We start from the raw sequence: 23,502 nt of genomic DNA on the forward strand, positions 1-23,502 counted from the left end.
GAAGTGGGGGTACGAGCCCGCCCCTAGAAGGGGGGCTCGTCCGAGTAGCCGCCGCCGGAGCCACCGGAGCCGCCGGAACCACCGGGGCTTCCGCCCCAGCCGCTCCCGCCGCCCTGCTGGCCCCCGCCCTGCGGGCCGCCTGCCGGCGCGCCGGTCGCCCACGGGTCGTCGGCGGGTGCACCGCCGCCGCCCTGCTGGCCACCGCCACCGGAGCCGCCGCCCCAGCTGCCGCCACCCTGCTGGCCGCCACCGCCGCCGTATCCGCCCTGGCCGCCCTGACCGCCTCGACCGGTGGTCTTGGTGACCTTGGCCGTGGCGTTCTTGAGGCTGGGGCCGACTTCCTCGACGTCCAGCTCGTAGACCGTGCGCTTGACGCCCTCACGGTCCTCGTAGGACCGCTGCTTCAGCCGGCCCTGCACGACGACGCGCATGCCTCGCTGGAGCGACTCCGCGACGTTCTCCGCCGCCTGACGCCAGACCGAGCAGGTGAGGAACAGGCCTTCGCCGTCCTTCCACTCATTGGTCTGCCGGTCGAAGATGCGGGGAGTGGACGCGACACGGAACTTCGCGACCGCCGCACCGGACGGGGTGAAGCGCAGCTCGGGGTCGTCGACGAGATTGCCGACGACCGTGATGACGGTCTCGCCTGCCATGGGTGAACCTCTCGGCGGGGATTGCTTCTGGCTGCTTGCTGCTACTCGGACCCGAAAACCGCTGAGCTAGGAGCTCAGTGGATCTCGGGACGGAGGACCTTGGTCCGGAGGACCGACTCGTTCAGGTTCATCTGGCGGTCGAGCTCCTTGACGACCGCAGGCTCGGCCTGCAGGTCGATGACCGAGTAGATGCCCTCGGGCTTCTTCTTGATCTCGTAAGCGAGCCGACGACGGCCCCAGGTGTCGACCTTCTCAACCTTTCCGTTGCCCTCACGGACGACGGAGAGGAAGTTCTCGATCAGCGGGGAGACTGCTCGCTCCTCGAGATCGGGGTCGAGGATGACCATCACCTCGTAGTGACGCATGTGGAACCCACCTCCTTTGGACTCAGCGGCCACGGTCGTTCCGTGGCAGGAGGGTCGTGATGCGTGTTGCAACGGCGTCTCCGAGGAGAACACCCGGCACTGACAATCCGCTCCCGGAAAGATTCCGGAGATTCCTGAGGGAGGGGCTCGCCGCGCTGGCCTGGGCAGACACCGGTGCAGACCGTACAGACTACCTGTAGACCGGCTTCCGGTTGAAATCCGGAGGTCAGCGGGCATGCGGCCCGCATTCCGGAGGGCGGATCCGGAGCCCCGGAGGCACAATCGAGACAGATGCGGTGTGAGAGGCGCTACATTCCACCGCCCGTCCGGCCAGGAGGTTCATCCATGGCACAGACCATTCGTCCCGCCGGCTCCCGCTCCACGAGCGGCCGCCCCGCCACCGGCTCGCTCTTCGCGACGGACGGCAGGCCGCACCCCGTCCAGGACGTCCTGATGGTGGTGACCGGGGTGCTCGGCGTCCTCGCCTTCGTGACGGCGATGTTCCACAACCTGCACCTGATCAGCTCGTGGGCGGGGCTGGTCGGCATTCTGACCGGCCTCTACGGCCAGTACATCTCGAAGACCACCTGGGAGAGGTTCGGCCTGATCATGGGGATCGGCGCCTCCGCGGTGGGCTTCTACCTCGGCATGGCGCACGGCGGCCTCTTCGGCGGCGTCATCACCTGACCGGCGCACCCCCGGCGCGGCCGTCAAGACGGTCGTGCCGGTGCGTCGCGGGCGGTCCGGCCCTACGCGGCCAGGCCGGGTGCCCCTCGGTCACAGTAGGCTTCGGCGCGAGAGCCGGAGCCCCTGACCGATGGGGACACACCTGCCGAGGAGCGCCCCGCATGAGCCTGACCCTGAGGACCATCAGCCGAGAGCAGCATCTGGCGTACATCCAGAGCCTGCCCTCGGCCAGTCACTGCCAGGTCCCGGCGTGGGCTGATGTGAAAACCGAATGGCGCTCGGAGAACCTGGGCTGGTTCGACAAGAACGGCGAGATCGTCGGCGCCGGGCTCGTCCTGTACCGCCAGCTGCCGAAGCTCAAGCGCTATCTGGCGTACCTGCCCGAGGGCCCGGTCATCAACTGGTACGCGCCCAACCTGGACGACTGGCTCCAGCCGATGCTCGCCCACCTCAAGCAGCAGGGCGCCTTCTCCGTGAAGATGGGCCCGCCGGTGGTCATCCGGCGCTGGGACTCGGCGGCCATCAAGTCCGGCATCCAGGACCCGGACGTCAAGCGCCTGCGCGACGTCGAGGCCACCCACATCGAGCCGCGCGCCTTCGAGGTCGCGGACCGGCTGCGGAAGATGGGCTGGCAGCAGGGCGAGGACGGCGGCGCCGGATTCGGTGACGTACAGCCTCGTTACGTCTTCCAGGTGCCGCTGGCCAACCGCTCCCTGGAGGACGTCCTCAAGGGCTTCAACCAGCTGTGGCGCCGCAACATCAAGAAGGCCGACAAGGCCGGTGTCGAGGTCGTCCAGGGCGGCTACGAGGACCTGGCCGAGTGGCAGCGGCTGTACGAGATCACGGCCGTGCGCGACCACTTCCGCCCGCGCCCCCTCTCGTACTTCCAGCGCATGTGGACGGTCCTCAACTCCGAGGACCCCAACCGGATGCGGCTCTACTTCGCCCGGCACAACGGCGTGAACCTCTCCGCCGCCACGATGCTCGTCGTCGGCGGGCACGTCTGGTACTCCTACGGCGCGTCCGACAACATCGGGCGCGAGGTCCGGCCGTCCAACGCGATGCAGTGGCGGATGCTCCGCGACAGCTACGCGATGGGCGCCACCGTCTACGACCTGCGCGGCATCAGCGACTCGCTGGACGAGAACGACCACCTCTTCGGTCTGATCCAGTTCAAGGTCGGCACCGGCGGCGAGGCGGTCGAGTACGTCGGCGAGTGGGACTTCCCGCTCAACAAGCTGCTCCACAAGGCACTCGACATCTACATGTCGCGCCGCTGACGGGCTCCAGTACAGCACCACCCACCGCATCCACAGCCACCAGAAAGGTTCCGGGCCGGCCATGGCGCTCTCCCTCTACGTCGACACCGCGCGCTGGCGGGCGCACCAGAAGTCCGTGATCGACCAGTTCCCCGGGCTCGTACCGGTCTGCAAGGGCAACGGTTACGGCTTCGGCCACGAGCGGCTCGCCGACGAGACGATCCGCTTCGGCTCCGACACCCTCGCCGTCGGCACGACGTACGAGGCCGCCAAGATCAAGGACTGGTTCAGCGGCGATCTGCTCGTCCTGACCCCGTTCCGGCGGGGCGAGGAGCCCGTTCCGCTGCCGGACCGCGTCATCCGGTCCGTCTCCTCCGTCGACGGGGTGCACGCCCTGGTGGGCGCCCGGGTCGTCATCGAGTGCATGAGCTCGATGAAGCGCCACGGCGTCAAGGAGGAGGAGCTCGGGCTGCTGCACGCGGCGATCGAGGACGTACGCCTCGAAGGCTTCGCGCTGCACCTGCCGCTGGACCGCACCGACGGCTCGGACGCCGTCGAGGAGGTCATCGGGTGGATGGACCGGCTGCGGGCCGCCCGGCTGCCGCTGCACACCATGTTCGTCAGCCATCTGCGCGCCGAGGAGCTGGCCCGGCTCCAGCAGCAGTTCCCGCAGACCCGCTTCCGCGCCCGCATCGGGACCCGGCTCTGGCTCGGCGACCACGACGCCACGCAGTACCGGGGGGCCGTCCTGGACGTCACCCCCGTCGTCAAGGGCGACCGGTTCGGCTACCGCCAGCAGAAGGCCGCGTCCGACGGCTGGCTGGTCGTCGTCGCGGGCGGTACGTCCCATGGGGTCGGCCTGGAGGCGCCCAAGGCGCTGCACGGGGTGATGCCGCGCGCCAAGGGCGTCGCGCGCGCCGGTCTGGCCACGGTCAACCGGAACCTGTCGCCGTTCGTCTGGGCGGGCAAGCAGCGCTGGTTCGCCGAGCCGCCGCACATGCAGGTGTCGATCCTGTTCGTGCCCTCGGACGCGCAGGAGCCGCGGGTCGGTGACGAGCTGGTCGCCCATCTGCGCCACACGACCACGCAGCCCGACCGGCTCGTCGACCACTGAGCCGGCCGCCCCCGGGTCACCGCTCCCGGGCCGTGCCCCACTCCACCTGAGGCCCCGTGACCGTCGGGGCCGTGTGCCCGGACGGCCGGGCGTCGGGCGCGAACACGAACGCGTCCGGCGCCCCGTCGAGGACGCCGCCCGACGGGTCGTCCGAGCCGTCCTTGCGCACCGGGTCCTTCTCCGGCAGCAGGATGTCCCGTACGACCAGAGCGCACAGGTACAGCGTGCCCAGCAGGTGCAGGGCGATCGCGAGCTGGTACCCCTCCTGCGGCAGCCCCTGGTGCTTGTCGCCGCCGCTGGTGTACGCGAGGTAGAACCAGATCCCCAGGAAGTACATGACCTCGCAGGCCTGCCAGATGAGGAAGTCGCGCCAGCGCGGCCGGGCCAGCACGGCGAGCGGGATCAGCCAGAGCACGTACTGCGGTGAGTAGACCTTGTTCGTGAGGACGAACGCGGCCACCACCAGGAACGCCAGCTGGGCGAAGCGCGGCTTGCGCGCCGCGGTCAGCGCCAGCCCCGCGATGCCCGCGCAGAACACGACCATCAGGACCACGGAGGCGGTGTTGACCGTCTCGACGTCGATGGGCTTCCCGGTGCGCTGGGTGATGATCAGCCAGAACGAGCCGAAGTCGATGGGCCGCTCCTGGCTGAAGGTGTAGAACTTCCGCCACCCCTCGGGGGCGTAGAGCATCACCGGCAGGTTCACCGCCAGCCAGGCCGCCCCCGCCCCCAGCAGGGCCGTGCCGTACTCGCGCCACCGGCCCGCCCGCCAGCAGAGCACCAGGAGCGGGCCCAGCAGCAGGACGGGATAGAGCTTGGCGGCCGTCGCCAGGCCGATGAGGATGCCGAACGCGAGCACCCGGCCCCGCGACCACATGAGCATCGCCGCGGCCGTCAGGGCGACGGCCAGCAGGTCCCAGTTGATGGTGGCGGTGAGGGCGAACGCGGGCGCCAGGGCGACCAGCAGTCCGTCCCAGGGCCGCCGCCGGTGCGTCCGTACGGTGCACACCGCGATGATCACCGCGCAGATCATCAGCATGCCGGCGTTGACCATCCAGTACATCTGCTCGCGCTGCTGGATGGGGTCGCTGTCCGGCGTGAGGGTCAGCCAGGAGGCGATCTGCATGAACACCCCGGTCAGTACGGGGTACTCCAGGTACTGCATGTCGCCGCTCAGCCGGTCGAAGTACGGGATCAGACCGTCGGCGAAGCCGCGTCCCAGGAAGAGGTGCGGGATGTCGGAGTAGCAGGCGTGGGTGTACTGCGAGGTGGCTCCGCGGAACCAGGCCCACTCGTAGCAGGGGATCTTCTGGACCATGCCGAGGGCGAACATCCCGATCATGGTCAGGGCGACGACCCGTACGGGCGTCAGCGGACCGTCGCCGAGCCGGGCCCAGCGCCCCACCCGGCCGCCGAACAGCTCGCTGCCGGCCGCCGCGACCTCGTCCTGATCCGTGGGCCGCACGACGGGCCGCTCCTGCTGCTGCACGCTCGTGTCCTCTGCACTGGGGCTTGGCATGCCGCACATCCTGCCGTACGGGGCTGTGGCCCGGGCACGGACCGGCCCGGGACACGGCAGGAGGGCTCACACCACCCCGAACGCGGCGAGGGCCGCCGCTACCCGTCCGGGTGGCGGCGGCCCTCGTCCTGCGGGCGTCCAGGGCCTGTCACGGCCCCTGCTGCGGTGCGGCTATCCGCCGGTGGTGCCGCTCCAGAACCCGCCACCGCCGCTGTTGTTGCCGCCGTTCCCGCCGTTGGCACCTTCGGTCGTGCCTTCGGTGGTGCCGGTATTGGCCCCGCCGTCCGCACCGGTGTTGGCCCCGCCGTCGGCACCGGCGTTGGCTCCTCCGCCGTCCGCTCCCGCGTTGGCGCCGCCGTCCGCGCCGGTGTTGGCCCCGCCGCCGTTGGGGTTCTGGCAGTTCCAGTCCCAGGGCTCACAGGTCTTGCTCGGCGTGGGCGAGGGGGTGGTGGGCGTCGGGGACGGCGTCGGCGGCTCCGGCTCCTCGCTGGAGGGCGTCGGGGAAGGCGTCGGGCTGGGCGTCGGGCTCGGGCTGGCCGCGCCACCGCCCCAGACCGTCTCACCGATGGGCTGCGGCTCCGGGAACGAGAGGACCTTCTTCCCCTTCATCGCCGCGGTCATGTAGTCGTGCCAGATGGACGCCGGGAACGAGTTTCCGTGGATCTTCTTCTCGCCGCCGGTACCGAACATCTTCTCGAACTGGCGGTCCTTGTTGGTCTCGTCGTCGTCCAGCCGGAACATGCTGATCGCCGTCGAGAGCTGCGGGGTGTAGCCGACGAACCAGGCGGACTTGTTCCCGTCCGTCGTACCCGTCTTCCCCGCCGCCTCACGTCCCTCGAGCCGCGCGGGCTTGCCCGTGCCGTTCTCCACCACGTTCTTCAGCACGTCCGTGACGTTGTCCGCGATCAGCGGGGAGAAGGCGCGCTTGGACTGCTTCTTGTGCTGGAAGACGACCTCGCCCTTGTACTTGACCTCTTTGACCGAGTACGTGGGGTTCTGCTGGCCGCTCGTGGCGAAGGTGGCGTAGGCGCCGGCCATCCGGATGGCGCTGGGCGAGGACGTACCGATGGAGAACGACGGAACGGTGGCGTCCGCCATCATGTCGTCGTCCTTGAGACCGGCGGCGATGGCGGCTTCCTTGACCTTGTCCGTCCCGACGTCCATACCGAGCTGTACGAAGGGGGAGTTGGCCGACTGCTCCATGGCGTGCCGCAGGTCGATCTCGCCGTGGTCGAAGTCACCGTCGTTCGTCTGGAGCCACTCCTTGTCGTCCTTGCCCTTCCAGACCTCGCCGTTGTAGTTCTTGATCTGCAGCTCGTTGTCGCCGTTGTAGATGCTCTCCGGCGAGACGATGGTCCGCTCGGACAGTCCCTGCTCCGGCGGGCCCTCCGGGTCGCGTACGCCGTACTGCATCGCCGCAGCCAGGACGAAGGGCTTCCAGGTCGAGCCGACCTGGGCGCCGGTCGCGTCGGCGTTGTTGGTGAAGTGCTTCGTGGCGTCCTGCCCGCCGTACGTGGCGAGGATGGCACCCGTCTTCGTGTCCACCGAGGCGCCGCCGAACTCCACATGGGTGTCCGTCTCGGGACGCTCCTCGGGGCGGATCTTGGCCTTGTAGACCTTGTCCACCGCCTTGGCGAGCTGGTCCACCTTCTTCTTGTCGAAGGTGGTGTGGATCTCGAAGCCGCCGAGCTCCAGGTCCTTGGCGGTGTAGCGCTCGTTGTTGGCGAGGAAGTACTTGCGCGCCAGCTCCACCAGATAGCCGGTCTGGCCGCCCAGCTTGGCGTCCTTCTTCAGCGGCTTGGGCATGGGGAACTCGGTGTACTTCGCCCGCTCCGCCGCCGGCATCCTGCCGTCCTTGACCTGCTCGTCAAGGATCCACGCCCAGCGCTTCTTGGCACGGTCGAGGTTCTTCGCCGGTGTCGCGTTGTCGGAGTCGATGTCGGTGGCACCGGCCGGGTCGTAGTAACTGGCGCCCTTGAGCAGCGTCGCCAGGAAGGCGCACTCGCTCGGGTTGAGCTCCGTGGCTTCCTTGTCGTAGTACGTACGGGCTGCGGCTTGCAGACCGGAGGCACCGCGCCCGTAGTACGAGACGTTCAGGTAGCCGGCCATGACGTCCCGCTTGTCGGTCTCGTCGGCCACCTTGAGGGTGATGAAGAGCTCTTTGAACTTGCGCGTGAACGTCTGGTCCTGGTTGAGCCGCGAGTTCTTCACGTACTGCTGGGTGATGGTCGAACCACCCTGGGTCTGGCCGCCTGTCGCCATGTTGAACACGGCACGGCCGATGCCCTTGGGGTCGATGCCCCGGTCCGTCCAGAAGCTCTTGTTCTCGGCCGAGACCACCGCGTCGCGCATCGCCACGGGGATCTGCTCGTAGCTGATCACCTGGCGGTTGACCGAACCACCGGTCGCCACCATCGGCTTGCCGTCGGACCAGTAGTAGACATTGTTCTGCGCCTTGGCCGCGTCCTGGATGGTCGGCTTGCTCACCAGGGCGTACGAGACACCCGCGACGCCCATCAGCATGCCGAGGAAGCCCACGCAGAGGCCCGAGACCAGCTTCCACGAGGGCAGCCAGCGACGGAATCCGTACCGGCCGTGCCGCGGGTAGTCGATCAGCCGCTTCTTGCCGGGAGGCCCCGCATCGCCGCCGCCCCGCCGCCTGCCACCACCGCGCTGGGCCGCGCGACGGGCCTCGGCACGGCTGCTGTACTGGCGCTCCTCGCCGTGCGGACCGGACGGCGATTCGGAAGGTGACACGGAGGTTGCTCTACGTGACGGGGCTGCGCGGCGTCCTGTCGACTGCTGGGCGGCTCGTCTGGCCGCGGCCCGTCCGCCACCTTGCGGCTGGGACGATTTGCGACGGTGCTCGCTCATGGAACGACTACTCCTCGGGCAGGCGAGAGCGCCTGGAAGCGGCAGTTGAGGTCCGGTCCCCCCGAATTACGGACCAGCCCTGCGGAAGGCTCATCCGCAGTACATCCGGCAGTCCGCGATAACTGACGCACAACGACGCCTCACGGTTCCCGGTGGTCTGCATGCCGCACAGACTACGCACGGTCAAAACCCTCCTAGGGCCGAAGTTCACCCCAAACAACGCAAGTCGCTTCCTACGAATTGGCGATGTGATGCCGCTCACGAAGGCCACCCTTGTCGAACCCGCCGGACCGATCTATCGTGCTGATGTATCGAGTCGATACATCAGGGCGGCATAAGTACGTCAGTGGATCCGGCAGACGGTTCCAGCGGAGCCGACGGCAGAAGGAGGAGACACCCGTGAGCCGACGCTCCGGCATCCTCGAGTTCGCCGTCCTCGGGCTGCTCCGCGAGTCTCCGATGCACGGCTACGAGCTGCGCAAACGCCTCAACACCTCGCTGGGGATCTTCCGTGCGTTCAGCTACGGGACGCTCTACCCGTGCCTCAAGACGCTGGTGGCCAGCGGCTGGTTGATCGAGGAGCCCGCCGGTGACCCGGCGGACACCACGCCCGCCTCGTCCCTCACCGGGCGCCGGGCCAAGATCGTCTACCGGCTGACGGCGGAAGGTAAGGAGCACTTCGAGGAGCTGCTCTCGCACACCGGTCCGGACGCCTGGGAGGACGAGCACTTCGCGGCCCGCTTCGCCTTCTTCGGGCAGACCGAGCGCGAGGTGCGGATGCGGGTGCTCGAAGGCAGGCGCAGCAGGCTGGAGGAGCGTCTGGAGAAGATGCGCGCCTCCCTCGCCCGCACCCGTGAACGACTCGACGACTACACACTTGAGCTGCAGCGGCACGGCATGGAATCCGTGGAGCGCGAAGTGCGCTGGCTGAACGAGCTCATCGAGAGCGAGCGGTCGGGACGGGATCGGAGACGGTCCTCGCCCGAGGGCTCCGCTCAGCAGGACACATCAGGAGAGACGGGCGGCCTGCCCCGGCGCCGGGGTGACACCCCGCCGGATCCGTCCGACGACACCGCCAAGTGAAGTCACCGCACTCCGCGGGGACTTCATCGGAAACACCGATCACACAGGGAGCAACCGGAATGGGTTCGGTTCGCGTAGCCATCGTAGGCGTGGGCAACTGCGCCGCCTCGCTGGTGCAGGGCGTCGAGTACTACAAGGACGCAGATCCGGCCGGCAAGGTGCCCGGTCTGATGCACGTCCAGTTCGGCGATTACCACGTCAGCGACGTCGAGTTCGTCGCCGCCTTCGACGTCGACGCGAAGAAGGTCGGCCTCGACCTCGCGGACGCCATCGGCGCCAGCGAGAACAACACCATCAAGATCGCGGACGTGCCGAACACGGGCGTCACCGTCCAGCGCGGCCACACCCACGACGGTCTGGGCAAGTACTACCGCGAGACGATCGAGGAGTCCGCGGACGCCCCGGTCGACGTCGTCCAGATCCTCAAGGACAAGCAGGTCGACGTCCTCGTCTGCTACCTGCCCGTCGGTTCCGAGGTCGCCGCGAAGTTCTACGCGCAGTGCGCCATCGACGCCAAGGTCGCCTTCGTCAACGCCCTCCCGGTCTTCATCGCCGGCACCAAGGAGTGGGCGGACAAGTTCACCGAGGCCGGTGTCCCGATCGTCGGCGACGACATCAAGTCCCAGGTGGGCGCCACCATCACGCACCGCGTGATGGCGAAGCTCTTCGAGGACCGGGGCGTCGTCCTGGACCGCACGATGCAGCTGAACGTCGGCGGCAACATGGACTTCAAGAACATGCTCGAGCGTGAGCGCCTGGAGTCCAAGAAGATCTCGAAGACGCAGGCCGTCACCTCGCAGATCCGTGACCGCGAGCTCGGTGCGGACAACGTCCACATCGGCCCCTCGGACTACGTGGCCTGGCTGGACGACCGCAAGTGGGCGTACGTGCGCCTCGAAGGCCGCGCCTTCGGTGACGTCCCGCTGAACCTGGAGTACAAGCTCGAGGTGTGGGACTCCCCGAACTCGGCGGGTGTCATCATCGACGCCGTCCGTGCGGCGAAGATCGCCAAGGACCGCGGCATCGGTGGCCCGATCCTCTCGGCTTCGAGCTACTTCATGAAGTCCCCGCCGGTGCAGTACTTCGACGACGAGGCCCGCGAGAACGTCGAGAAGTTCATCGCCGGCGACGCCGAGCGCTGAACCGGCCTCTCGGCCGACAGCCTCACCTGAGCGCTGAGCGGAGACGCTCACCTCTACCTGCCGCACGTCGGGGGTCCCGGGCAATGTGCCCGTGGACCCCCGACGTGTGTGACGCTTGCTCCCATGTCTGTCGCGCGTGATCTGCGCACCCTCCTGCGCCTGCGGAACTTCCGCCGCCTGCTCGCCGTGCGGCTCCTCTCCCAGTCCGCCGACGGCGTCTACCAGGTCGCCCTCGCCGCGTACGTCGTCTTCTCGCCGGAGAAGCAGACCTCGGCGGCCGCCATCGCCTCGGCCATGGCGGTACTCCTCCTCCCGTACTCGCTGATCGGCCCCTTCGCCGGAGTCCTGCTGGACCGCTGGCCCCGCCGCCAGGTCTTCCTGTACGGGAACCTCCTGCGTGCCTCCCTGGCCTCCTGCACGGCCCTGCTGATCCTCGCTTCGGTGCCGGACTGGCTCTTCTACGCCTCGGCCCTCTGCGTCACCGCCGTCAACCGCTTCGTGCTGGCAGGGCTCTCCGCCGCACTGCCGCGGGTGGTCGACGACGAGCGGCTTGTCGTCGCCAACTCGCTCTCCCCGACGGCCGGCACGCTGGCCGCCACCGCGGGCGGCGGCCTCGCCTTCGTCGTACGCCTGGTGGCCGACGAGTCCGATGCGGCGGTCGTCCTGCTCGGGGCCATGCTCTATCTGCTCTCCGCCCTGGCGTCGCTGAGCCTGCCGAAAACACTGCTGGGGCCCGATCCCGACGGAACGCCTCTCCGGCTGCGGGCCGCACTGGCCATCACGGCCCGCGGGCTGGTGGCCGGGCTGCGCCACCTGGGAGAGCGCACCCACGCGGCCCGGGCGCTGGCCGCGATGACGGTGCTCCGCTTCTGCTACGGCGCGCTCACCGTGATGGTGCTCATGCTCTGCCGCTACGCCTGGTCGGACGAGGAGTCCGACGGGCTGGCACTCCTCGGCCTGGCGGTCGGGGCCTCCGGTGCGGGCTTCTTCGTCGCCGCCGTGGTGACCCCCTGGGCCGTGGGACGGTTCGGGCGGTACGGATGGATCGTGGCCTGCGCCGGATCCGCGGCCGTCCTGGTGCCGGCCCTGGGGCTCTCCTTCGCCCCGGTGCCCATGCTGATCGCCGCCTTCGTGCTCGGTGTCGTGACCCAGGGGTCGAAGATCGCGACGGACACGGTCGTCCAGACCTCGGTGGACGACTCCTTCCGCGGCCGGGTCTTCTCGCTCTACGACGTGCTCTTCAACGTCGCGTTCGTGAGCGCGGCCGGGGTCGCCGCTCTGTTGCTCCCGCCGGACGGCAGGTCCGTCGCCGTGGTGACGGGAGTGGCCGTGCTCTACGCGACCGTCGCGGTGGCGATGTTCCGCCGTCGGTACAGCAGCAGCGGCGGGTAGCCGGTCCCGGATGCACTGAGGGGCGTTGTTTCACGTGAAACAACGCCCCTCAGTGCATCCGGTGCGGGTGATGTTTCACGTGAAACATCACCCGCACCGCTTCAGCTCTGTTCCGCCCACCACGCCTTGAGCGCTGCCACCGCCGCGTCGTGCTCCATCGGCCCGTGCTCCAGCCGCAGCTCCAGCAGGAACGCGTACGCCTTGCCGATCACCGGCCCGGGGCCCACCCCGAGGGTCCGCATGATCTCGTTGCCGTCCAGATCCGGGCGGATGGAGTCGAGTTCCTCCTGCTCCTGGAGCAGGGCGATCCGCTCCTCCAGCCCGTCGTAGGTACGGGAGAGGGCGTTCGCCTTGCGCTTGTTCCGGGTCGTGCAGTCCGACCGGGTCAGCTTGTGGAGGCGGTCGAGGAGCGGTCCGGCGTCGCGCACATACCGGCGGACGGCGGAGTCGGTCCACTCCCCGTCTCCGTACCCGTGGAAGCGCAGGTGGAGTTCGACCAGCCTCGACACGTCCTTGACCAGCTCGTTGGAGTACTTCAGCTCGGTCATGCGCTTCTTGGTCATCTTGGCGCCGACCACCTCGTGGTGGTGGAAGGAGACCCGGCCGTCCTTCTCGAACCGCCGCGTCCTCGGCTTGCCGATGTCGTGGAGCAGGGCCGCCAGCCGCAGAGCGAGATCGGGGCCCTCCTCCTCCAGGTCGATGGCCTGCTCCAGGACGGTCAGCGAGTGCTCGTAGACATCCTTGTGACGGTGATGCTCGTCACTCTCCAGCCGGAGCGCGGGAAGCTCGGGCAGCACATGGTCGGCCAGCCCGGTGTCGACGAGGAGCCCCAGGCCCTTGCGGGGGTGGCCGGAGAGCAGGAGCTTGTTGAGCTCGTCCCGGACCCGTTCCGCGGAGACGATCTCGATCCGGCCGGCCATCTCCGTCATCGCGGTGATGACATCGGGGGCGACCTCGAAGTCCAGCTGCGCCGCGAACCGGGCGGCCCGCAGCATACGCAGCGGGTCGTCCGAGAAGGACGCCTCGGCCGTCCCGGGGGTACGCAGCACGCCCTCGGCAAGGTCCTTCAGACCGCCGTGCGGGTCGATGAACGTCTTCTCCGGCAGCGCCACGGCCATCGCGTTGACCGTGAAGTCCCGGCGTACGAGGTCGTCCTCGATGGAGTCGCCGTAGGAGACCTCCGGCTTGCGCGAGGTCCTGTCGTACGCCTCCGACCGGTAGGTCGTGACCTCGATCTGGTAGCCGTCCTTCTGGGATCCGACGGTGCCGAAGGCGATCCCGACCTCCCACACCGCGTCGGCCCACGGACGGACGATGGTGAGTACGTCCTCGGGGCGGGCGTCGGTGGTGAAGTCCAGGTCGTTCCCGAGCCTGCCGAGCAGCGCGTCGCGGACCGAGCCGCCGACCAGCGCGAGGCTGAATCCGGCCTCCTGGAAGCGGCGGGCGAGGTCGTCGGCGACCGGGGACACTCGCAGCAGCTCACTCACCGCGCGATGCTGCACCTGGTTCAGTGCACTGGCGTTCTCTTCGTTGGCGTTCGGCACAACAGAAAAGGGTACGTGCACGGACCGGTCGCGACGTCATCGTTTATCCGGACCCTGCGGGCCTCCCGCGATCATGTGAGCCGGACCCCAGCACTTCGGCCCTCCGCACCTCGTTACCATGCGGGGACGCAGGACCGACAACGATCGACGGACTCCGATGACGACGAGGGACGGGTAGGCGCGTGGCCCAGGCGGCAGACATCCAGGGGATGCGTCCCTCTCCTGCCCGCCGGTGGCTGCGGCGCACGGCCTCCGTGGTTCTCGGAGCGCCTCTGCTGGCCGGTCTGCTGACCGTCCCGGCCGCCGGGAGCGCGGGCGCCGCCGAACCGGCGAAGGCCCCCACGGGCTCCCGCACGGTCGATGTGTCCCTGGACACGCTCTCCCCCGCCGCCCCCGTGGAGGGCGACACCCTGACCGTCTCCGGCACCCTCACCAACAAGGGCAAGGAGACGATCGACGACGCCGAGGTCGGCCTGCGGGTGGGCCCCCGGCTCTCCGGCCGGGGCGAGGTCGACGACGCCGCCAAGCGCAAGGGGTACACGCCCGGCGCCGACCCGGCCGCGATCGACGACAAGTACACGGTGAAGATCCCGAAGCTCGCCAAGGGGGTCAGCCAGAACTTCACGCTCGCCGTTCCCGTCGACAAGCTGGACCTCGACGCGTCGGGCGTCTACCAGCTGGGCGTCTCGGTCTCCGGCCGTACCGCGGCCGCCCCCTACGAGCAGGTGCTGGGCATCGAGCGCTCGTTCCTTCCGTGGCAGCCCGAGAAGGGCGACAAGAGGACGAAGCTCACCTTCCTGTGGCCGCTGATCGCCTCCCCGCACGTCACCGCGGAGACGGGTTCGGACGAACAGCAGACGCCGGTGTTCACCGACGACAAGCTGGCCGAGGAGCTGGCGCCGGGCGGACGGCTGGAGCAGATGGTCGCCCTGGGCAGCCGGCTCCCCGTCACCTGGGTCATCGACCCGGACCTGCTGGCGAGCGTCGCCGCGATGGCCGGGGGGTACCAGGTCAAGTCCGGTGACACGACCGTCCCCGGCAAGGACCGGGCCGTCGCCCGGCAGTGGATCACCGCCCTGCAGAAGGTGGTGGAGGACGGCAAGGTGATCGCGCTGCCGTTCGGCGACACGGACCTGGCCTCCATCGCGCACCGCGGCAAGGGCGTCTCGGGCACGCTCAGCCATCTGCAGACCGCCTCCACGGTGGGCGCCACCACGGTGGAGACGATCCTCCATGTGAAGCCGTCCACCGACTTCGCCTGGCCCGTGAACGGCGCGGTCGACCCGGGCATCGTGGACGTGGCGACCTCCGCGGGCGCCCACCATGTGATCGCCCGCAGCGACAGCTTCCAGGAGACCGGCAGCCTGCCGTACACCCCGACGGCGGCCCGGCCGATCGGCGGCGGCACCACCGCCGTCGTCGCCGACTCCCGGCTGTCGACCGCGTTCGGCGGCAGCCTGCTCCGGGCGGGCGCCTCGACCCTCGCGGTCCAGAAGTTCCTCGCCCAGACCCTCGCGCTGACCGAGCAGGCACCGGACAACGAGCGCTCCATCGTCGTGGCCCCGCAGCGGATGCCCACGGCCGCCCAGGCGCAGTCGATGGCCCGCGCCCTGGAGGCCCTGTCGGGCGACCGCTGGACACAGCCGCAGGACCTGGTCGCCGCCTCCGAGGCGAAGCCGGACCCGCTGGCGACCACCAAGGTGCCGCGCGCCTCCGCGTACCCGAAGAAGCTCCGCAACGAGGAGCTGCCCACCCAGGCGTTCCAGGACATCCGGACCACCCAGGCCTCCATCGACAGCTTCGAGACCATCCTCACGCAGCCCGAGCGCGTGGTGACGCCCTTCGGCAACGCGGTCAACCGCTCCATGTCGACGTCCTGGCGGGGCCGCGCCCAGGAGGCACAGGACTACCGGGACGACGTGCTCGAGTACCTGAAGGACCTCACCGGCGAGGTCCAGCTGATCGACAAGTCGGACGTCACGCTCTCCGGCCGCAGCGCGACGATCCCCGTGACGGTCCAGAACAAGCTGGTGCAGGGTGTCGACCGGCTCGTCCTGAGGCTGACCTCGGACAACATCCGCCTGAAGTTCAACGACGACGGCACGATGGCGGAGCTGCCGGTCCGCATCGGCGGCGGCCACAGCCAGTCGGTGAAGTTCGACACGGCGACGAGCGCCAACGGACGCGCCCAGGTGACCGCCCGCCTCTTCACCGAGGACGGCACCCCGTACGGCGAGGAGATGACCTTCACCGTGAAGGTCTCCGAGGTCACACCCACCGTCCTGCTCGTCATCGCCGGTGGCCTGCTGCTCCTGGTGCTGGCCGGGGTCCGGATGTACACAGCCCGCAAACGCGCCGTGGCAAGCGACACGGCGAACGGCGACGGCGGCGAACCCGAGCAGCCGAGTGACCCGACCCCGGACACCGGACCGGAAAGCGGGGCCCCGTCGGGAACGGGTGAGAAAGTGGACCGTTGAGCGATGTCTGGCGTGGCCGGTCGGCCGGGGACGATGAGGTAGGGGTTTCGATGAACGCGCCGTACGACGGTGACCGCGGCCAGGGCGCCGGCGGAGCGGGGTCTCCGTCCGGCCCCCCGGTGCCTCCGGGCCCCGGCCAGGACGGCCAGGTGCCGCCCGACCCGTACCTCCAGCACGCCTACGAGGACGATCCCTACCGGGCTCAGGACCTCGCGGCCCAGGACCCGGTGGGTGAGGCGCTCTACGACCGGGCCTCGCACCCGCCGCCGCCCCCCGGCACCTACCAGGAGCCGCAGGCGCTGTACCAGCAGCCGCCCGTGGCCCCGCACGCCCCCGACCCGCGCATCTGGGCCCAGACGCCTCCTCCGGAGCCCTCAGGGCCCTCGCGCCACCTCCCCTACGGCGACCGTCCGGCGACCACGCAGTTCGTCGGCGTCGACGACTTGGTCACGCAGGCGTCGGACGACCGGCGGGAGCCGGACGCCTTCGCCCACCTCTTCCGGGACCAGGAGGGGTCGGGGAAGGTCCCGGGCCCGCCCGAGCCGGAACCGGCGCCCGCCCCCGTCCCGCAGAAGTCCGGCGGCGGCCGGGTCTCCGGAGTGCTGAAGTCCAGCGCGCTGATGGCGGCCGGCACCCTGGTCTCCCGGCTCACCGGCTTCATCCGGTCCCTGGTGATCACCGCCGCTCTCGGCGCCGCGCTCCTCGGTGACAGCTTCACCATCGCGTACACCCTGCCGACGATGATCTACATCCTCACCGTCGGCGGCGGCCTCAACTCGGTCTTCGTCCCGCAGCTCGTCCGCGCCATGAAGGACGACGAGGACGGCGGCGAGGCCTTCGCCAACCGGCTGCTGACCCTGGTGATGGTCGCGCTCGGGCTGATCGTGGCCGTCGCGGTCCTCGTCGCGCCGGTGTTGATCCAGCTGATGTCGAACACCATCGCCGACGACGTCGCGGCCAACAGCGTCGCCGTCACCTTCGCCCGGTACTGCCTGCCCACCATCTTCTTCATGGGCGTGCACGTGGTGATGGGTCAGATCCTCAACGCCCGGGGCAAGTTCGGCGCGATGATGTGGACCCCGGTCCTCAACAACATCGTCATGATCATCACGTTCGGCCTCTTCATCTGGGTCTACGGCACCTCCGCCGAGTCCCGGATGGGCGTGGACACCATCCCGCCGGAGGGCGTGCGGCTGCTGGGCATCGGCACCCTCCTCGGACTGGTCGTCCAGGCGCTGGCGATGATCCCGTACCTGCGCGAGGCCGGCTTCCGCTTCCGCCCCCGCTTCGACTGGAGGGGCCACGGGCTCGGCAAGACGGTCAAGCTGGCCAAGTGGACCGTGCTGTTCGTCCTGGCCAACCAGGCGGGCGTCCTGGTCGTCACCCAGCTCGCCACCTCGGCGGGCAAGCTGGCCGGCAAGGACGGCACCGGCTTCCTGGCCTACTCCAACGCCCAGCTGATCTGGGGCATGCCGCAAGCCATCATCACCGTCTCCGTCATGGCCGCGCTGCTGCCCCGCATCTCCCGGGCCGCCCACGACAACGACCCCGGAGCGGTCCGCGACGACATCTCGCAGGGGCTGCGCAACTCCGCCGTCGCCATCGTCCCGGTGGCCTTCACCTTCCTGGCGCTCGGCCTGCCGATGTGCACCCTGCTGTACGCCTCCAGCGGCGCCGAGGCCGCCCGGTCCATGGGCTTCATCCTGATGGCGTTCGCCCTCGGCCTGATCCCGTACTCCGTGCAGTACGTCGTCCTCCGCGGCTTCTACGCGTACGAGGACACCCGCACCCCCTTCTACAACACGGTCATCGTGGCCGCCGTCAACGCCGCCGCCTCCGCCCTCTGCTACGTCGTCCTGCCCGCCCGCTGGGCCGTCGTCGGCATGGCGTTCTCCTACGGTCTGGCCTACGCGGTCGGGGTCGGGGTCGCCTGGCGCCGACTGCGCACCCGGCTCGGCGGCGACCTGGACGGTGCGCATATCGTGCGGACCTACGCCCGGCTCTGCATGGCGGCGGTACCCGCGGCCCTCATCGGCGGCGGCATCGGCTTCGCGATCCTCGAACTTCTCGGCACCGGCGCCCTCGGGTCGCTGGCCGCGCTGATCTGCGGCGGCGTCCTCCTCATGGGCATCTTCTTCGTCGCGGCGAAGAAGATGCGCATCGAAGAGGTCAACGGCCTGGTCGGCATGGTCCGTGGACGGCTCGGGCGCTGAATGAGCGCACGGCCGCACAACCATCGCCGGACTCCGCGTGTCGTGGATAGCGCCGGAGTGTGGGCACAATTGGCGTGACTGTGGCGAGCTGGCCGGCTTCGCGCAACGGATGGGGAGGCAGGACGACGGTGGCGGAACGTAGCACGGCTGCCGTCGACGTGGCCGACAACGGCGGCGACGAGCCGCCGGCCGCCAAGGCGGACGAGGCCACGAACGACGGAACGGCTCAGGCCGAGGAGACCGAGGGCGCGAGCCCCGAGAAGTCCGAGGGTGACGGCGGCGGACGGGCACGTTCCGAGACCGTTCCGGCGACCCCTGACGTACACAGCGGACACAAACTGGCCGAGCGCTACCGCCTGGAGGAGTGCGTCACCCGTCTGGACGGCTTCAGCAGCTGGCGGGCGGTCGACGAGAAACTGCGCCGCGCGGTCGGCGTCCACCTGCTGCCCGCCAACCACCCCCGGGCCCGCTCCGTGCTGGCCGCGGCCCGGTCCTCCGCGCTGCTCGGCGACCCACGCTTCGTCCAGGTGCTGGACGCCGTGGAGGAGGACGACCTCGTCTACGTCGTCCACGAATGGCTCCCGGACGCCACGGAGCTCACCGCTCTGCTGGCCGCCGGACCGATGGAGGCCCACGACGCCTACCAGCTCGTCAGCCAGCTCTCCCACGCCATGGCCGCCGCCCACCGCGAGGGCCTGACGCACCTTCGGCTCACCCCCGGTGCCGTACTGCGCAGCTCCACCGGCCAGTACCGGATCCGCGGCCTCGCGGTGAACGCCGCCCTGCGCGGCGTCACCTCCGAACGCCCCCTGCGTCAGGACACCGAGGCGATCGGCGCGCTCCTGTACGCGGCGCTGACCAAGCGCTGGCCTTACGAGAGCGATGCGTACGGCCTCTCCGGGCTGCCCAAGGGCATGGGGCTCATCGCCCCGGACCAGGTCCGCGCCGGCGTCCACCGCGGCCTCTCGGAGCTCGCCATGCGCGCGCTCGCCAACGACGGGGCCACCGCCTCCCGGCAGGAACCGCCCTGCACGACCCCGGACGAGCTGGCCAAGGCCGTCGCGGCCATGCCGCGCGTCCTGCCGCCGGAGCCGACGTTCGCCGCCCAGCCCGTCTACCAGCAGCCGGTCTACCCGACGACCTATCAGCAGGGCACCTACGGGCGGCCGTCCAGCCACCCGTCGTCCGTGCCCCAGCCGGTGCTGGCGGCCCCTCCGGCGCCCCTCCAGAGCCGTACCGGACGGGTGCTCAAGTGGGGCGTCTCGGCGCTCCTCATCGCCGCCCTCGGCCTCGGCAGCTGGCAGCTCGCGGAGACCCTCCTCGACCAGCGCAAGGGCTCCGACGACAACGGCGTCACCGAGACGACCGAGGACAAGAAGGATCCGGCACCCGCGCCGCCCAAGCCGCTGACCATCGCGAAGGCCACCGAGTTCATGCCCGACGGCTCGGGCATCCAGCCGGGGGACGTACCGAACGCCATCGACGACAACTCCTCCACGGCGTGGGTCACCAACCGCTACCTGGGCTTCGCCAACTTCGGCAACCTCCCCCAGCGCCGGCAGGGCAGCGGGATCATCGTCGACCTGGGGAAGGTCCAGGACGTCCGCGCCATCGATGTGGACATGTACCGCAGCGGCCAGACGACCGCGGTGTTCGCCGCGGGACCGGACGCCTCGTCACCCACCTCTTCCGCGGACTTCCCCCAGCGGATCGCCCCGAAGCAGGTCGCGGGGAAGACGCTCAAGGAAGAGCTGGAGAAGCCCCTCCGGACGCGCTACATCCTCATCCACATCACGGAGCTGCCCGCCGACGGCACCGGTGGCTACCGGGGCGGGATCACCGACATCTCCGTACTCGGCTGATCGGGAGCCGGTGTGGAGACTCCGCACCGGCCCTGATCACCGGGCGCCGGGCCGGTTAATGTGGCACACGACATCGGATCCGGTTCGGAGGGGGAGCACGGTGGATTCCGTTCCACCAGAGGCACCGGGCGACTCGGACCTGCTCGCCCTCCATGTGGCGGGCGACCCCGACGCCTTCGGTGAACTCGTACGCCGCCACCGCGACCGGCTGTGGGCCGTGGCGCTGCGCACCCTCGGGGACAGGGAGGAGGCGGCCGACGCCGTCCAGGACGCCCTGGTCTCCGCCTTCCGCGCCGCCCACACCTTCCGCGGCCAGTCCACCGTCACGACCTGGCTGCACCGCATCACCGTCAACGCCTGCCTCGACCGGGTACGCAAGGCGGCCTCCCGCAAGACGTCACCGGTGGACGACGCGGAACGACTCGACCAGCTCCTGGAACCCCACGAGTCGGCCGAGGCCCCCGCCGAACGGCAGGATCTGCACCGCCAGCTCTTCGCCGCCCTGGCCACCCTCCCCGCCGAACAGCGCGCGGCACTCGTCCTGGTCGACATGCAGGGCTACCCGGTGGCCGAGGCCGCCCGCATCCTCGACGTACCGACCGGGACCGTGAAGAGCCGGTGCGCCCGGGGACGGGCGAGGCTGGCCCCCCTGGTCCGGCACCTGCGCTCCGCGACAGGCGACGAGGAGACCGACGGAGAGACCCGCGTCACGGCAAGGAACCGGACGCCCGGCCCATCCGTCCCACCTGCGTCAGGACCGAAGGACACAGGAGCCAACGACCCGGCCGCTGCGAAGGGAGGAGGTGGACGCCCGTGACATCCACGACCGACACGGATCAGCACCCGGAGGTCTCCGAGATCTCCGATCTCACCGAAGGGCTGCTCCCCGCTTCCCGCGCCGACGAAATCCGCGACCACCTCGACCGGTGCGCGCTGTGCTCCGAGGTACGGGACTCCCTGGAGGAGATCCGCGAGCTGCTCGGTGACCTCCCGGACCCCGAGCCCATGCCCGAGGACATCGCCGCCCGTATCGACGCGGCGCTCGCCGCCGAGGCCCGTACGGACGCCCCCGAGACGGCCGACGGCCCCCGAGCCACAGCCGTTCCACACGATGGCGATGTTTCACGTGAAACGAAGAGCGCTTCGAGCGTTTCACGTGAAACAGAGAACACGGAGACCGCCGACGCAGCTCCCGTGAGGGCTCGCACCAGCTCCCCCCAGGACCGCCCCGCAGGCCGCCCCCAGGGCTCCACAGGCCCCGGGCGCAGCCGTGCCCGGCGCAGGGGGCGTGCGGTGTTCCTGGGCACCGCCTGCGGCGCCGCACTCATCGGCCTGAGCGTCCTCTTCCTCCAGAACCTGCCCTCGTCCCAGGACTCGACGACGTCGGCCGACATGCCCGCCGCCGCCTCCGAGGACGGAACCCACAGCTACGCCCGGAACACACTCGAAAGCAAGGTCCAGGAGCTCCTGGCCGGCGGGGCGAGCACCGAGGATTTCCACGGGCAGAAGCAGTCACCGAGCGGGGACGAGCGGGCGGTACCCGAAGCGGAGTCTCCCGGCACCAAGGCCTCCAGGAGCCCGCTCATCGCCTCTGCCGCCGCCGTACCCCCGTGCGTCCAGCAGGCGACCGGCCGCACCACCCAGGCCCTCGCCATCGACGAGGGGACCTATCAGGGGACGGACGCCTTCCTCGTCGTCCTTCCGCACCCGAGCGACCCCGCCCGCGTGCAGGCCTATGTCGTCGCCGCCTCCTGTGTGGACACCGCTCCCGGGGGGACCGGTCGACTGCTGCTCACGGAGGCGTACGACCGCCCCTGAGGGCCTCTACGGCACGCCCCGGTGTTGCAACGTGGGATTGCACCACGGGAATGCATCACCCGTAGGATCCGTTGGGTGGGGTGAGAGTCGTTGAACCGACCCCCGTAGGCAGTAGGCAGTCTGCAGAGACGAGGAAGAAACCCGTGAGCGACGTCCGTAATGTGATCATCATCGGCTCCGGACCGGCCGGGTACACCGCCGCGCTCTACACCGCTCGTGCCTCACTGAAGCCGCTGGTCTTCGAGGGCGCGGTCACGGCCGGCGGCGCACTGATGAACACCACCGACGTGGAGAACTTCCCCGGCTTCCAGGACGGCATCATGGGCCCCGAGCTCATGGACAACATGCGGGCCCAGGCCGAGCGCTTCGGCGCCGAGCTGGTCCCCGACGATGTCGTCGCGGTCGACCTCACCGGTGACATCAAGACGGTCACCGACACGGCAGGCACCGTGCACCGTGCCAAGGCCGTCATCGTCACCACCGGCTCCCAGCACCGCAAGCTCGGCCTGCCCAACGAGGACGCGCTCTCCGGACGCGGCGTCTCCTGGTGCGCCACCTGTGACGGCTTCTTCTTCAAGGACCACGACATCGCCGTGGTCGGCGGCGGCGACACGGCCATGGAGGAGGCGACCTTCCTCTCCCGCTTCGCCAAGTCGGTCACGATCGTCCACCGCCGCGACACCCTGCGTGCCTCGAAGGCGATGCAGGACCGGGCTTTCGCCGACCCGAAGATCAAGTTCGCCTGGGACAGCGAGGTCGCCGAGGTCAAGGGCGAGCAGAAGCTCTCGGGCCTGACCCTGCGGAACACCAAGACCGGCGAGCTCTCCGAGCTTCCCGTGACCGGTCTCTTCATCGCCGTCGGACACGACCCGCGCACCGAGCTCTTCAAGGGCCAGCTGGAACTCGACGACGAGGGCTACCTGAAGGTCCAGGCGCCCTCCACCCGCACCAACCTGACCGGTGTCTTCGGCGCCGGTGACGTGGTCGACCACACCTACCGCCAGGCCATCACCGCAGCGGGCACCGGCTGCTCCGCGGCGCTGGACGCCGAGCGCTTCCTCGCCGCGCTGGCCGACGCCGAGCCCGCCGAGCCGGAGAAGACCCCGGCCGTCTGAACTTCCCACCGCACGCCCACCCCGAGAGACTAAGGAGGCCGCCGTGGCCGGCGACCTGAAGCACGTAACCGACGACACGTTCGACGAGGTCGTCCTCAAGAGCGAGAAGCCCGTCCTGGTCGACTTCTGGGCTGCCTGGTGCGGCCCCTGCCGTCAGATCGCTCCCTCGCTGGAAGCGATCGCGGCCGAGCACGGCGACCAGATCGAGATCGTCAAGCTCAACATCGACGAGAACCCGGCCACCGCCGCCAAGTACGGCGTGATGTCCATCCCCACCCTGAACGTCTACCAGGGCGGCGAGGTCGCCAAGACCATCGTCGGCGCCAAGCCGAAGGCCGCGATCCTCCGCGACCTCGACGCCTTCATCACGAAGTAGTCGCACCCG

18 protein-coding genes are annotated in these 23,502 nt (G+C 69.8%); 13 read left to right on the forward strand and 5 right to left on the reverse strand.

Translation table 11 applies throughout. The features are described 5' to 3' along the window. Window positions 1–23: 23 nt before the first annotated feature. Together GTY67_RS16505 and rpsF are read right to left on the reverse strand one after the other, a co-directional pair. Window positions 24–653 carry a single-stranded DNA-binding protein gene (locus GTY67_RS16505; RefSeq protein WP_093686813.1) on the reverse strand — a complete coding sequence of 210 codons (630 nt, stop codon included), beginning with the start codon at window positions 651–653 and terminating at the stop codon, window positions 24–26. 74 nt (window positions 654–727) lie between these two features. Further along, window positions 728–1,018: a 30S ribosomal protein S6 gene (gene rpsF, locus GTY67_RS16510; RefSeq protein ID WP_015609864.1), complete on the reverse strand. Its 291-nt coding sequence runs from the start codon at window positions 1,016–1,018 to the stop codon at window positions 728–730. Between the two features lie 345 nt (window positions 1,019–1,363). On the opposite strand from rpsF, the gene GTY67_RS16515 reads away from it, so the two are divergent. The 3 genes from GTY67_RS16515 to GTY67_RS16525 all read left to right on the forward strand — a co-directional run bounded on the left by GTY67_RS16515 (window position 1,364) and on the right by GTY67_RS16525 (window position 4,078). Next, complete coding sequence (locus GTY67_RS16515) at window positions 1,364–1,705, forward strand: hypothetical protein (RefSeq protein ID WP_093686812.1); 342 nt, start codon at window positions 1,364–1,366, stop codon at window positions 1,703–1,705. 161 nt (window positions 1,706–1,866) lie between these two features. Then, a complete protein-coding gene (locus tag GTY67_RS16520; protein WP_161279190.1) occupies window positions 1,867–2,985 on the forward strand; it encodes a peptidoglycan bridge formation glycyltransferase FemA/FemB family protein in 1,119 nt (372 codons plus the stop codon). A 61-nt stretch (window positions 2,986–3,046) separates the two neighbouring features. Next, window positions 3,047–4,078: an alanine racemase gene (locus GTY67_RS16525; RefSeq protein WP_093686810.1), complete on the forward strand. Its 1,032-nt coding sequence runs from the start codon at window positions 3,047–3,049 to the stop codon at window positions 4,076–4,078. A gap of 16 nt (window positions 4,079–4,094) precedes the next feature. Here the strand turns inward: GTY67_RS16525 and GTY67_RS16530 are convergent, their stop codons facing one another. Both GTY67_RS16530 and GTY67_RS16535 read right to left on the reverse strand, forming a co-directional pair. Next, window positions 4,095–5,597, reverse strand: coding sequence for a glycosyltransferase 87 family protein (locus tag GTY67_RS16530; RefSeq protein WP_161279191.1), 1,503 nt, complete (start codon window positions 5,595–5,597; stop codon window positions 4,095–4,097). 171 nt (window positions 5,598–5,768) lie between these two features. Beyond that, a complete protein-coding gene (locus GTY67_RS16535; protein WP_202461467.1) occupies window positions 5,769–8,471 on the reverse strand; it encodes a transglycosylase domain-containing protein in 2,703 nt (900 codons plus the stop codon). A 399-nt stretch (window positions 8,472–8,870) separates the two neighbouring features. Here GTY67_RS16535 and GTY67_RS16540 point away from each other — a divergent pair, with 399 nt between their 5' ends. The 3 genes from GTY67_RS16540 (at window position 8,871) to GTY67_RS16550 (ending at window position 12,088) form a co-directional block, all read left to right on the forward strand. Next, the gene (locus GTY67_RS16540) at window positions 8,871–9,554 is read left to right on the forward strand and encodes a helix-turn-helix transcriptional regulator (RefSeq protein WP_161279192.1); all 684 of its coding nucleotides are present in this window, start codon (window positions 8,871–8,873) and stop codon (window positions 9,552–9,554) included. Window positions 9,555–9,613: 59 nt separating this feature from the next. After that, window positions 9,614–10,696: an inositol-3-phosphate synthase gene (locus GTY67_RS16545; protein ID WP_161279193.1), complete on the forward strand. Its 1,083-nt coding sequence runs from the start codon at window positions 9,614–9,616 to the stop codon at window positions 10,694–10,696. Window positions 10,697–10,819: 123 nt separating this feature from the next. Then, window positions 10,820–12,088 carry an MFS transporter gene (locus GTY67_RS16550; RefSeq protein WP_093686806.1) on the forward strand — a complete coding sequence of 423 codons (1,269 nt, stop codon included), beginning with the start codon at window positions 10,820–10,822 and terminating at the stop codon, window positions 12,086–12,088. A 101-nt stretch (window positions 12,089–12,189) separates the two neighbouring features. Here GTY67_RS16550 and GTY67_RS16555 read toward each other — a convergent pair whose 3' ends face one another. Then, a complete protein-coding gene (locus tag GTY67_RS16555) occupies window positions 12,190–13,632 on the reverse strand; it encodes a CCA tRNA nucleotidyltransferase (RefSeq protein WP_161279194.1) in 1,443 nt (480 codons plus the stop codon). 182 nt (window positions 13,633–13,814) lie between these two features. On the opposite strand from GTY67_RS16555, the gene GTY67_RS16560 reads away from it, so the two are divergent. From GTY67_RS16560 to trxA, 7 genes are all read left to right on the forward strand, one after another. Further along, on the forward strand, window positions 13,815–16,109 hold the full coding sequence (locus GTY67_RS16560) for a DUF6049 family protein (protein ID WP_161279195.1): 2,295 nt from the start codon (window positions 13,815–13,817) through the stop codon (window positions 16,107–16,109). A gap of 50 nt (window positions 16,110–16,159) precedes the next feature. Further along, complete coding sequence (gene murJ, locus GTY67_RS16565; RefSeq protein WP_161279196.1) at window positions 16,160–18,322, forward strand: murein biosynthesis integral membrane protein MurJ; 2,163 nt, start codon at window positions 16,160–16,162, stop codon at window positions 18,320–18,322. 128 nt (window positions 18,323–18,450) lie between these two features. Next, on the forward strand, window positions 18,451–20,184 hold the full coding sequence (locus GTY67_RS16570; protein ID WP_161279197.1) for a serine/threonine protein kinase: 1,734 nt from the start codon (window positions 18,451–18,453) through the stop codon (window positions 20,182–20,184). Between the two features lie 100 nt (window positions 20,185–20,284). After that, window positions 20,285–21,001, forward strand: coding sequence for an RNA polymerase sigma factor SigM (gene sigM / locus GTY67_RS16575; protein ID WP_161279198.1), 717 nt, complete (start codon window positions 20,285–20,287; stop codon window positions 20,999–21,001). After that, complete coding sequence (locus GTY67_RS16580) at window positions 20,998–22,002, forward strand: hypothetical protein (protein WP_161279199.1); 1,005 nt, start codon at window positions 20,998–21,000, stop codon at window positions 22,000–22,002. Before sigM ends, GTY67_RS16580 begins: the two co-directional genes overlap by 4 nt. 143 nt (window positions 22,003–22,145) lie before the next feature. Further along, the gene (gene trxB / locus GTY67_RS16585) at window positions 22,146–23,117 is read left to right on the forward strand and encodes a thioredoxin-disulfide reductase (RefSeq protein ID WP_161279200.1); all 972 of its coding nucleotides are present in this window, start codon (window positions 22,146–22,148) and stop codon (window positions 23,115–23,117) included. A gap of 43 nt (window positions 23,118–23,160) precedes the next feature. After that, the gene (gene trxA, locus GTY67_RS16590; RefSeq protein ID WP_093686798.1) at window positions 23,161–23,493 is read left to right on the forward strand and encodes a thioredoxin; all 333 of its coding nucleotides are present in this window, start codon (window positions 23,161–23,163) and stop codon (window positions 23,491–23,493) included. The last annotated feature ends 9 nt before the right edge of the window (window positions 23,494–23,502 follow it).

This window comes from Streptomyces sp. SID8374 (assembly GCF_009865135.1).
In the GTDB taxonomy this organism is placed as follows: Bacteria; Actinomycetota; Actinomycetes; order Streptomycetales; family Streptomycetaceae; genus Streptomyces.